At 68.8% G+C, this 13,888-nt stretch carries 1 protein-coding gene; it reads left to right on the forward strand.

Translation table 11 applies throughout. The features are described from left to right. Positions 1–13,888 (forward strand): tandem-95 repeat protein (locus tag E2493_RS18660; RefSeq protein ID WP_135089926.1); only part of this gene is annotated, 13,888 nt, incomplete at both ends.

Below are 13,888 nucleotides of genomic sequence, written 5' to 3' on the forward strand. Positions count from 1 at the left end.
GGCGACGGCCAGGACACGATCACCGACACGGCCGGCGTCGACCGGATCGAGCTCGGCGCCGGGATTGCGCCGGGCGATATCGAGATCGTGCAGCTCGGCACCACCGGCCTGGTGCTGAAGATCGCCGGCGGCAACGACCGGCTGGCGCTGGTCAACGTGCTCAGCGTCACCGGCAATATTATCGAATCGGTGGTGTTCGCCGACGGGACCAACTGGTCGGCGGCCGAGCTCAGGCGCCGCGCGACGGCCGGCACGCCCGGCGACGACGTCTACAACGGCACCGCCGGCGTCGACGAGCTCAGCGGCCAGGGCGGTCGCGACACGCTCTCCGGTGCGGCGGGCGCCGACATCCTCTCCGGCGGTGCCGACGACGACCGCCTGGACGGCGGCGCCGATGCGGACCGACTCTCCGGCGGCACCGGCAAGGACGTGCTGATCGGCGGCACCGGCGGCGACACCTATGTCTTCGCGGCCGGCGACGGCACCGACGAGATCGACGACAATGGCGATGCGACGATCGATACCGTGCAGATCGACGGCTATTCGCTGGGCCAGATCCGGTTCAGCCGGGTCGGCGTCGACGGCAACGACCTATCGATCCGGTTCAGCGGCAGCGCCGACCGGCTGATCGTGCGCGGCGCGTTCGCCGGAACCGCCGCCGACACGATCGAGCGGTTCGCGATCCCCGCCAGCGGCCTCACCCTCACCCTCGAAGACGTCCTCACCCGGGTGACCGCGGACGTCGCCGCGACCGGCGAGACGCTCTATGGAACGGCGGGCGACGATGTGCTGAGCGGCGGGGCGGGCGACGATTTCCTGAGCGGCGACAGCGGCGCCGACACGCTCTCCGGCGGCGACGGCAACGACATCTTCGGCGACATCGTCGCCGATAACTCGGTCGATACGCTGACCGGCGGCGCCGGCCGCGACACCTATCGCTTCCTGCCGACCTACAATGTGCCGAGCGACTATGTCGCCGACCTGGTCACCGACTTCCAGGCGGGCGACGGCGGCGACATCATCCGGCTCTCGTCGAGCAACCCGAATCCCTTCGAGCAGGGCAAATTGCGGGTCAGCCAGGTGGGCACCGAGACCCACATCCTGCTGCGCGACGACCTGGGCTTCGACCGGCCGATCCTCCGCCTCGCGAACGTCACCGCGACGTCGCTCACCGCGGCGAATTTCGACGGCGTTCCGTTCGGAATCGACAATTCGGTCCGGACCAACGACGGCGACACGGGCAACACGCTTTCCGGTGGGCCGCTCGACGACACGATCTTCGGCAATGGCGGTGCGGACACGATCCTCGGCCTCGGCGGCAACGACCGGCTGGCCGGCGGCGCAGACGCCGACGTGATCGACGGTGGCTTCGGCATGGATTGGGTCGCCGGCCAGGAAGGCCACGACCGGCTCCTCGGCGGGGCCGGAAACGACGTTCTCGCCGGCGGCAGCGGCGACGACGTGCTGATCGGCGGCGACAATGCCGGCTCGGTGAACGGCAGCGACCTGTTCGAGGGCGGCCTCGGCGACGATGCGCTCTACGGCGGCGGCCTCGACGACGTCTATCGCTTCGCCGCAGGAGACGGACGCGACGTGGTTTACGATGCCGGCGGGCAGGACCGGATCGAGCTTGCCGCCGGGATCGCACCGGCGGACGTCGCGATCGTCCAGGTGGACGGCAAGCACCTCGACCTGCGCATCGGCACCGCCGGCGATCGAATCCGTCTCGCCGGGGCACTGGCCGGCAACGGCACGCGCATCGAGCAGCTCCGCTTCGCCGACGGTACGACCTGGTCCTGGGCCGACATCGTCGCGCGTTCGATGGCCGCGAGCGCCGGCGACGACCGCCTGCAGGTCAGCGCCGAGGACGGCCTGGGCACGAACCTGCTGGTCAACGGCAGCTTCGAGAGCTTCGAGACCAATGGCGGAACCCAGACCTGGTGGGGCTGGACGGTGCCGACGCTCGCCGGCTGGACCGACGCGAACGGCGCGCGCTTCGAGCTCGCACTGTCCGGTGTCGAGGGCGTGGAGTCCAGCGACGGAAGCTACTGGCTCGACATGGACGGCGAGAGCCGGAACATGGATATCCTGCAGACGGTCGCCGGCCTGACCGCCGGCCAGAGCCTGCTGCTGCAGTTCGATCACGCCAATCGCGTCGCCGCGGATTCGGGCGGCTTCGAGGTGCTGTGGAACGGCCAGGTGATCGCCACCTTCCTCGACACGGGGATCGCGCAGAAGACCGAGACTCTGCTGGTCAGTGCGATCCAGGGCGGCAACGTCGTCCAGTTCCGCAGCCTCGGCGTGACCTGGGATTCGCGCGGTGCGTCGCTCGACAACGTCCGGCTGAGGGCGGTCCAGGCGGAGCTGCCGGCGCCGATTACGCTGCAGGGGCTCGCCGGCAACGACCAGCTCACCGGCTCCTTCCGCGCCGACGTGCTGATCGGCGGGACCGGCGACGACCGCCTCGCCGGCGGCCTGGGCAACGACACCTATGTGTTCAACCGCGGCGACGGGCAGGACACGATCGAGGATGCCGACGGCCTCAACCGGCTCGTCTTCGGCGCGGGAATCGCTCCCGATCAGGTGCGTCTCGTCCGCGGCACCGGCCGTCTCGTGCTCGAGATCGTCGGCACCGGCGACCGGATCGAGCTCGGCGCGGCCACGGCGGCCTCCCCGAACCTGCCCGAGGTGGTGTTCGCCGACGGCACTCTCTGGTCCGCGGCGTCGCTGTTGGCGATGGCGCGCGCGGCGACCAGCGGTAACGACGTGCTCTACGGCTCGGAAGGCGCCGACCTGCTCGACGGCTCGGCCGGCGACGACCTGCTGCGGGGCCTCGGCGGCGACGACCAGCTGAATGGCGCCGGGGGAGTCGACCGGCTCGAGGGCGGCGCGGGGAGCGACGTCTATCTGTTCGGCCGCGGCAGCGGCCAGGACGTGATCGCAGATTCGGCGGGCACGGCCGACGTCCTCCAGCTCGGGCCGGACATCGCGACCTCCGACGTCAGCGTCGAGCAGAGCCGCGACGGCAGCGCGATCGTGCTCAGGATCAAGGGCACCGACGATCGGATCACGATCGAGGACGCGCTCGGCGCCGGACGGATCGAGACGATCCGCTTCGCCGACGCCAGCCAGTGGAGCGTCTCCGACCTGTTCCAGCGCTTCGCCACCAGCGGCGACGACATGCTGACGGGCGACGGCAGCGACAATGTGCTGGCCGGTGCGCTCGGCAACGACATGCTGTCCGGCGGTGCGGGCGACGACACCTACCGCTTCGCGCGCGGCGACGGCCGCGACACGATCCGCGACGGCGCCGCCAGCGCAGCCGACCGGCTCGAGATCTCCGGCTACGGCGGCAGCGAGATCAGCTTCCTTCGGCGCGGCTTCGGCAGCAACGACCTGGTGATCCGCTTCGCCGGATCGTCGGACGAGATCGTCATCCTTGACGGCCTCTCGGGTGCCGGCGCGGGCGTCGAGACGATCCAGCTCGCCAAGGACGGAACGACGATCTCGGTCGCGAACATCCGCGACGCGCTGGTCGCCTCGGCCACGACCGACGGTGACGACACCATCCTCGGCACCAGCGCCGCCGACACGATCGCCGGCGGCCGCGGCAACGACCTGCTGGTCGGCGATGCGGGCGACGACATCTATCTCTACCGCAAGGGCGACGGCGACGACCGGATCGACGCGTTCGGATCGGGCGCGGACACGGTCCGCCTGCTCGATTATGCCGCGTCGGATGTCGTCTCGGTGCTTCGCGCCGGCCCGGATAGCGACGACGTCGTCATCCGCTTCTCGGGCGAGGGCGATCGGCTCGTCCTGCGCGACGCGCTGGGCGGCCTCAACGCCGGCGGCAACACGCTGACTCTGCAGTTCAAGGACGGCTCGAGCTGGGATCGATCGGCGCTGCGGGCGCGGGCGCTCGGCGACGCCGACGGCAGCGGCGACGACAATGTCTACGGCTTCGACGGCAACGACACGTTCGCCGCGCGGCCGGGCAACGACCTGCTTTCCGGCGGGACGGGCGGCGACACCTATGCCTTCGCCCCGGGCAGCGGCCACGACCGCATCGAGGATCGCGGCACCGCCGCGGAGCCGACCGACAAGCTGCAATTCTCGGGCTTCCTGTCGACCGCGGCAACCGTCGAGCGGCTGTTCCGCGGCAGCGAGAGCATCGTCATCCGCTTCACCGGCGCGCCGGACGACAGCGTCACGATCCTCGATGCCCTGGCGCTCGATGGCCGCGGCATCGAGAGCTACGGCTTCGCCGACGGAGTCACCTGGACCAAGGACAAGATCCGCGAGCTGCTCGACAATCGCGCGCCGGTGGCCGGCGACGACGGCTATTTCTCTGTCACGACCGGCCAGCCGCTGCTGATCCGCGCGGCCGACCTGCTCCGCAACGATTTCGACGCCGACGGCGACCCGCTCCGCATCGTCGCCGTCGACGGCGGGGAGGACGGCGTCGCCACGTTCGATGGCGACGGCAACATCGTCTACACGGCGATCAACGGCTTCGCCGGCGCGACGACGCTGGTCTACACCCTCTCCGACGGCCGGCACGGCTTTGCGGAAGCGGGCATCGACGTGCGGGTGCGCCCGGTCGCCACCGCGCGCGAGGACCGCGGCTTCACCGTGCAGGAAGACAATTTCCTGACGATCCGCGTGGAGCGCCTGCTGTCGAACGATCTCGACGGCGACCGGATGGTCGTAGGCCAGGTCTATGGCGCGACCAACGGCACCGTCTCGCTGGCGAGCGACGGCAACATCTCGTTCACGCCGACCGCCAATTTCAACGGCGTCGCCGAGTTCACCTATGTCGCCAACACGCCGGAAGGGGGACGCGCCGAGGCGAAGGTGCTGATCGACGTCGTCGCGGTCAACGACGCCCCGATCGCGGTCAACGACGGTGGCATCGCGATGCTCGAGGGCAATACGCTGACCATCGATCCGGCCGTGCTGCTGAGCAACGACCGCGATCCCGATGGCGATCCGATGAGCGTGCAGTCGGTGCGCTCGACGCCGGACCTCCAGGTCTCGATCAACTCCGACGGCACGATCCGGATCGTGCCGCGGCCCTATTTCTGGGGCGCGGCGAGCTTCGAATATGTCGTCGCAGACAGCGCCGGCGCCACGGCCGTCGGACGGGTCAACCTGTCGGTCACTCCGGTCAACGACGCGCCCGAGGCGCATGCCGATCGCTTCGAGCTCACCCAGCAGGGCGAGCCGATCCGCGAGGACAATCCGATCGTCATCACCGCCGAGCGGCTGCTGGCCAACGACATCGAGCATGACGGGGAGGCGATGACCGTCTCCGCCGTGGGCGGCAGCTTCGGCGGCCGGGCGCGGCTGCTCGAGAACCAGACGGTGCTGTTCGAACCGTTCGCCGATTTCAACGGCGAGGCCTGGTTCGACTATCAGGTCTCGGACGGGCACGGCGGCGTCAGCTGGTCGCGGGCGACGATCGTCTATCAGGCGGTGAACGACCGCCCGGTCTCGCGCGACGACCATTACAACAACCCCGCCTTCTATTTCCTGAAGGGGCGGGAGGATCAGCCGATCGAGATTCCGATCATCGAGCTGCTCAAGAACGACTTCGACGTGGAGGGATTCCTCGTCAAGTTCGAGAATGCCTCGAACCCGATCAACGGCGATTTCCAGGTCACCGACCGCGGCACGATCATCTTCACCCCCGACGCCGATTTCTGGGGCGAGGCGAGCTTCGACTATCTGATCTCCGACCCCGACGGCGCGGTCGATGACGGCCGCGTGACCCTGTGGTTCGAGAACGTCAGCGACGGCCCGCCCAAGGCCGAGCGCGACACGATCTACGTCTACGAGGACGTGCCGACGGTGATCCCGATCTCGGCGCTGCTCGGCAACGACGTCGACATCGACCGCGACCCGATTGACTTCCTCGGCTGGCGCTATGCCGACATCTTCGACGTGTTCCGCTTCGGCGGGGACGCCGGCATCCCGATCAACGGCACGCTCGAATTCGACCAGAACGGCAACCTGCTGTTCACGCCGAACCGCGACGCCTCCGTCTCCGGCGGCCTCGTCTACCGGATCGGCGATCATCGCGACGGCGAGAGCGAAGGCTATGTCGACATCGTCATCCTGCCGTCGAACGACGATCCGACGGCGGTGAACGACGAGGGCTATGTCACGCCGCTCGACATCCCGCTCGTCATCCGCGTCGCCGACGTGATGTTCAACGATTATGACGTCGAGCAGGCCGACCATGACGGCGACGGCGTGATCGACGACGATCTCGACGATCCGAAGCGGGCGCGGCCGACGTTCGTCAGCGTCGATGCGATCCTCGATCCGGCCGAGCTCGCGCGCGGCAATCACGTCGCGCTCGGCACCGTCGAGGTCGTCTCTTTCGAAGGCGAGAGGTTCATCGTCGCCCGCTTCCCCGAAGGGTTCAGCGGCAGCGTCGTCATCCAGTACACGATCGCGGATGCCGAAGGCCTCCAGGACATCGGCTTCATCGAAGCGTCGGTGGCCGATTTCTATGCCGGGACGCTGAGCGGTACGCCGCGCGTGGACTATATCCTCGGCGGCGCCGGCCGCGACGTGATCCGCGGCTTCGCCTCGAACGACCTGATCGCCGGGATGGGCGGCGACGACCGGATCGAGAGCGGCCTCGGCGCCGACCGCATCGACGGCGGCGACGGCGACGATCTGATCGACGCCGGCGACGACGGCGACCACATCACCGGCGGCGACGGCTTCGACACGGTGATCTTCACCGGATCCAACACCGGCGTGCGGGCCGATCTCGAAGCCCGTGTCGGCCAAGGCGGCTTCGCCCAGGGCGACGTCTATGTCGGGATCGAGGCGCTGATCGGCACCGAGTTCGCCGACATCCTGGGCGGCGATTCCGCTGCCAACCGTCTCGAGGGCCAGCTGGGCGACGACGAGATCGAGGGCCGCGGCGGGGACGACGTGCTGATCGGCGGCGGCGGCAACGACAGCATCGACGGCGGCGCCGGCGCCGACCGGATCGACGGTGGCGAGGGCATCGACACCGCGATCTATTTCCTGTCGAGCGCGGGCGTGCAGATCTCGCTGCTCGCCGGCACCGCGACCGGCGGCGACGCGCAGGGCGACGTGCTGGTCTCGATCGAGAATTTGGTCGGCTCCGACTTCGCCGACAGTCTGACCGGCGACGACAGAGCCAATCTGCTGAGCGGCGGGCGCGGCGACGATGTGCTGGACGGCGGGGCAGGGGACGACGTGCTGATCGGCGGCCGGGGCGCCGACGTGCTGATCGGCGGCGAGGGCGTCGACACCGTCAATTACTCGCTCTCGGTCGAGGGCGTGACGATCGACCTCGCCAACAGCGCCGCGGGCAGCGGCGATGCGCAGGGCGACAGCTTCACCGGCATCGAGATCGTCGAGGGCAGCTATCACGACGACGTGATCCGCGGCGACGACGCCGACAACCGCCTGCGCGGCGGACGCGGCGCCGACGTGATCGACGGCCGCGGCGGCTTCGACATCGCCGACTACAGCACCGCCGACGAAGCGGTGACGGTCGATCTGGCGCTCGGCCGCGGCCTCGCTGGCGAGGCAGCAGGCGATACCCTGATCGGCATCGAGATGCTGCTCGGCTCGGTCCATGACGACACGCTGCGGGGCAGCGCGGGCGACGACGTCTTCGACGGCGGTTACGGCGACGATGCGCTGCTCGGCGGCGCCGGATCGGACCTCTACGTCTTCGATTTCGACAGCAAGCAGGACGTCATCACCGAGATCGGCGACGAGAACGATATCGACCGGATCGTGATGGGCTCTGCAATCGGGCCGAAGGACGTCTCGCTGCTGCGCCAGGGCGATGACCTGTTCATCGAGCTCGAGCGCGACGACGGCTTCCTGATCGACACCATTCGCGTCACCAACCACTTCCTCGGCGCGGCGACCGGCATCGAGGCGATCTCCTTCGCCAATGGCGCGCGCTGGGACCGCGACCGGATCGCGGAGATGATCAGGATCGGCCGCTTCAACGCCGAGGACGACATCTATCGCTTCGGCGTCGAGGACGAGACCGTGGTGATCGACCCGGCGACGCTGATCCGCAACGATGCCGAGGAGGGCGTCGACAAGCTCGTCCTCGTCTCGGTGCAGAACGGCAAGAAGGGCAGCGCGCGGATCCGCGAAGACGGGATGATCGAGTTCATCCCCGCCAAAGACCATCACGGCGATGCGTTCTTCGACTACACCGTTCGCGACGAGTTCGGCCGCGAGTCCAGCGCGACCGTCGAGGTCAATCTCGCGCCGGTGAACGACGCGCCGACCGCGGTCGACGACGCTCTGATCTATGCGGAAGAGGACAAGACGCTCCGCGTCCGCATCGACAGCCTGCTCGCCAATGATTTCGACATCGACGACGACTGGTTCGACCTGCGGATCACCGGCGTCGAGCCGCTGAAGAACCTCGCCGGCAACGAGCTCAACCCATACAAGGAATCGGGCTACGATCCGGCGACGCACATCACCGGCAAGGTCGACGGCGATTACCTCGAATTCCACATCCGGCCCGACTATTTCGGCTTCGCCGGCTTCGTCTACACCGTCAGCGATCCGTGGGGCGCCACCGCCAAGGGCAAGGTCGAGGTCTACGTCTCGCCGGTGAACGACGCGCCGCGCGCGCAGGACACGACGCGGTGGATCCGTCTCGAGCAGACCTCGATCATCACCGTCGCCCAATTGATGGCCCAGACCTACGACATCGAAGGCGACGCGGTGAGCTTCGTCGGTCTGCACCTCGCCGCCAACGGCAGCGCCGCCACCAACGGCCAGGCGGTGTTAGACGCCGCCTCCGGCACGATCGCGTTCACTCCGGACGCGCTCGGCGACGCGACCCTGAAGTACGACGTGATCGACGCGCGCGGCGCCTCGGCCACGCTGACCTACAAGCTGAAGGTCCGGCCGCTCAACGACGCGCCGGTGGCGCGCAACGATTACGGCTTCCGCACGCTCGAGGACCAGATCCTGGTCATCGATCCGAAGACGCTGCTCGCCAACGACAGCGACGAGAATGGCGACACGCTGATCTTCGAGGGCGTGCAGCGCTTCCCCGACAACGGCAAGGTGCGGGTGAATGCCGCCGGGATGATCGAGTTCAGCCCGCGTGCCGATTACAACGGCTCGGCCGGCTTCGAATATTATATCAGCGACGGGCGCGGCGGCACGGCCAAGGCCTATGTCGCGATCACCGTGATGCCGCGGAACGACGGCCCCGTGCTGCGCGGCGACGTCGTCAGCGGGCTCGAAGACAAGCCGCTCTACGTGATCCCGGCCGAAGCCTTCGGCAACGACATCGAGCCGGACGGCGACGTGCTGTTCTTCAAGCGCGCCAGCGTGCTTGGCGTGCTCGAGAAATCCTATCTGTCCTCCGGCGTGCAGATCTCCGCCAAGATGGCCGATGGAACGGCGCTGCCGACCTGGCTGTCGTTCGACGCGGGGGCGATCAGCTTCAGCGGCACGCTGCCGGCAGGCCAGGAGGCGGTCAGCGTCGACGTGTGGGTGAAGGACCCGCAGACCGGCTCGAACTTCAACCGCCGCTTCTCGCTCGATGCGGAGGCGCTCGCCGCGGGCGGCTCGCTGCGCGGCGACGTCCTCGGCGGCTACACCATCCGCGAAGGCTGGGCCTCGAACCTCGAGTTCGGCGTCGCCACGGTCGCCGACGGCACCTCGGTCACCGCGACGCTCGTCGACGGGAGCATGCTGCCGACGTGGCTGACCTTCGATGCGGAAACGCTGACCGTCCGCGGCACGCCGCCGGAGGGTGTTGTCGAGCCGTTCGACGTCCTGCTCACCTTCACGCTGCCGGCGACGGCGGAGCGCGGCCCGGTCAGCCATGCCGACCGGATCAGCATCGATCCGACGCAGGCGGCGGCGGTGGAGCGCGGCATCGCCTATGACAGCGACACCGCCCTGTTCGACATCAGCAAGGGCAGCTTCTCGGCGAGCCTGGCGAGCGGCCGGCCGCTACCGGACTGGCTGGCGTTCGACGCCGAGACGATGACGGTGAGCCTGACCGGCTTCCCGCCCGACGCCAATGCCCCGCTCGCGCGGCTGCAGATCATCTTCACGCCCGAAGCCGAGATCCTTCCGGAGAAGACCTACGCCTCGACCGACCGCGGTTTCACCCTCGAGTTCGTCATCGATCCGACCGAGCCGCTCGACCCCGCGATCAACGCGATCCTGCAGAACCAGCCGTTCTTCGCGGCGCAGGGGCTGTTCGCGCTCGATCTCGGCGCCGCGACCGCGATCTCCGCGGCCCGCGAGAGCCGCGCGCCGCTCCCCTCATGGCTGAGCTGGAACAGCGAGACGCTGACCTTCTCGGGCATGCCGCCGGCGTCCTACGTCGGTGCTGTGCCGGTGCGGCTCGACGTGACCGGCAACGGCGCCGGCCTGCCGACCATGTCGGTGATCACCGAAGCCGTGGTCGACAAGACGTTCCAGGTCACCAAGGTCGACGGCATCGGCGTGAGCTACGGGGCGGAGCGGATCGACCTTACCACGCCGCTCGATTTCAACGGGGCGGTGGCGATCGCCTACGACGCGACCGACGAGAAAGGCGGCGTCTCCTCCAGGCCGGCGACGATCGTCTTCAACGTCCAGCCGACACCGGAGAAGCCGGACGGCTATGGCGACGAGATCGACGTCCGCGAGAACGAGAGCGTCACCGTGGCGCTCGAGGACCTGCTCGCCAACGATTTTGACCGGGACGGCGACGCGATCCGCGTCGTCGAGGTGCAGCAGCCGGGGAACGGCGCGGTCACCGTCAACCTCTCGACCGTGTTGATCGCGCCTCCGGCCGGCCTCGTGCCGGTCGAGGGCGGACTCTGGTCGGCCATGCTGGCCGGCGGGACGGCTCTGCCGGAGTGGATGTCGATCGACGCGGCGACCGGAGAGATCCGGGCGACGGTACCGCTCGCGGTGCTGGCGGCGTACGATATCGTCGTCACCCAGAGCCATGACGGCACCAGCGAGAGCGCGTCGGTGCACCAGGCGTTCGACGGCAACGCGGGCGTGACCATCACCTATGCGCCGACCGGCGCTTTCTCGGGCGAGGACGGGTTCCGCTACGTTATCACCGACGACAGGCCGGGCAACGGCTCTGCGCTCGTCACCGTCCATGTCGCCCCGGTCGCCGACGCGCCCTACACGCAGCCCGACCGCCTCGACGGAATCGAGGACACGCCGCTGCTGATCGATCCGGCGCTGCTGCTGGCGAACGATTACGACGTCGACGGCGATCCGATCGCCTTCCTCGGCGTGCTCGACGCGCAGCACGGCACAATCAGCTACGACGGCATCTCCATCCTCTTCACGCCCGACCACAATTTCGACGGGCGGGCGACGTTCGACTATCTCGTCACCGACAATGTCCACGGCACCAGCGTCGGCCGGGTCAACGTCGACGTGCGCTCGACCAACCGCGCGCCGATCGCGGCGGCCGACGTCTTCGAGACGATCGAGGACACGCCCTTCGAGTTCACCATCGACCAATTGCTCGCCAACGACAGCGATCCCGACGGCGACGCCTTCCGCTTCGTCTGGCTCTCGACCGAGCACCCCGACGGCCGGATCATCGAGCTGCCCGGCGGGCGCTACCAGTTCGTGCCGGACGAGAACGTCAGCGGGCCGAAATCATTCACCTACCAGATCACCGACGGGCGGCGTTCCACCAACGGGACGCTGACCTTCAACGTCGCCGCGGTGAACGATGCGCCGATCGCCAATCCGGACGGCATCTTCTACGGCGACCAGGACGTTCCGTTCGCGATCGACCTCGCCGATCTCATCGCCAACGACCGCGACGTCGAGGGTGACGCCTTCACCCTCGTCGAGGTGTTCGACGGCGACAACGGCAGTGTCGTGCGGGACGGGGACAAGGCGATCTTCACCGGCCGGCCGGGCTATTACGGCGACGCCGGCTTCTCCTATCGCGTCACCGACGTGCACGGCGCGACCAGCGTCGGCTATGTCTCGCTGATCGTGATGCCCGAGTTCGACCTGCCGATCGCAGTGTCCGACGCCGGCTACGAGATGCTCGAGGACGGATTCATCGATCTCGACCCGGCCGTGCTGATGGCCAACGATTACGCGCCCGAGGGCACGACGCTGGCCTTCGTCGGCTTCGCGGGCGGCGCCCAATTGCTCGACAACGGGCTCTACCGGGTGACCCCGCCACCGAACTTCTTCGGCAAGATCGTGCTGACCTATTCGATCAACAACGGCGCCGATTTCGACGTGCCGACCACGGTCACGATCGACGTGCTGCCGGTGAGCGATGCGCCGTTCGCCGGCAACGACAGCCTGGCGACCGTGGAAGACACGCCGCTGACCATCTTCACCTCGAAGCTGCTCGCGAACGACGGCGACGTCGATCTGCAGGCGGTCGTCCTCACCCGAGTCCTCGGCGCGAGCGGCGTGTCGGTGGTCGACAACGGCATCGGCCAATTGGTGATCACGCCAAACAAGGACTTCGCCGGCGAGGCGTGGTTCGACTATGAGATCGAGGATTCGAGCGGAATCGCCGCCCGGGCGCGGGTGAGCGTCGCGGTCGCGGCGGTGAACGATGCGCCGACGATCGGAGCGATCCCGATGCTGGTCGGCGCCGAGGACGGGGCCTTCTCGGCCCGGCTGCCGGCGGACCTGGTCGCCGATGTCGACGGCGATGCGCTGCTGGTCGAGGTGCGCGGTCTCGGCGGGGCGGCGCTGCCGGCCTGGCTCTCCTACGATCGCCGGACGCAGTCGCTCAGCGGCACGCCGCCGCTGAACTTCAACGGCAACGTCATGATCGAGGTCGCCGCTTTCGACGGCCAGGTCGAGACGGTTCGCCAGGCCGTGGTCTCGATCAAGCCGATCAACGACGCGCCGATCCTGGCGGCACCGCTCGCCGACGCGACCAGCGTCGAGGATCGGGCCATCGACATCACTCTGCCCGCCGGGACCTTCTCCGACGTCGACGGCGATGCGCTGAATTATTCGGCGACGCTGGTCGACGGCGAGCCGCTGCCCTCATGGCTGACCTTTGCCGGCGGCCGCTTGACCGGAACGCCGCCGCAGGACTTCCACGGCGTGCTCGACATCCGCGTCGTGGCCAGCGACGGTGCACTCACCGCCAGCGACGATTTCCGCCTGACCATCGATCCGGCGAACGACGCGCCCGTCCTCGTGGCGGCGCTCGCCGACCGCGCCAGCCCCGAGGACATGGCGATCGACCTCGCACTCCCGGCCGGCACCTTTGCCGATGTCGACGGCGACGCGCTGACGCTCACCGCGCGGCTGGCGGACGGCGCGGATCTGCCCTCCTGGCTGCGTTTCGAGGGAGACCGCTTCATCGGCACGCCGCCGGCCGACTTCCATGGCGATCTCGACATCGAGGTGACGGCGAGCGACGGCGCCGCCAGCGTGTCCGACATCTTCCGGCTGAGCATCACGGCCGAGAACGACGCGCCGGTGACTCTGCTGCCGCTGGCCGATGCGGTCTCCGCCGAGGACCAGGCCTTCCTGGTCGAGATCCCTGCCGGCAGCTTCGGCGACGTCGACGGCGACGCGCTGACGCTCAGCGCGCGCCTCGCCGACGGAACGGCGCTGCCCGCCTGGATCCGCTTCGAGAGCGGCCGCTTCACCGGCACGCCACCGGCGGATTTCCACGGCGCGGTCGACATCGAGGTGACGGCGAGCGACGGCATCCTGGCCGTGAGCGACACCTTCCGCCTGACCATCGATCCCAGGAACGACGCGCCGACGCTGGTGCTCGCGCTCGACGACCGGGCCTCCGCCGAGGACATGCCGATCGACATCGTGCTTCCCGCCGGCACCTTCGCCGACGTCGACGGCGACGCGCTGACGCTCACCG

This window comes from Sphingomonas parva (ex Maeng et al. 2020) (assembly GCF_004564275.1).
GTDB lineage: Bacteria > Pseudomonadota > Alphaproteobacteria > Sphingomonadales > Sphingomonadaceae > Allosphingosinicella > Allosphingosinicella parva.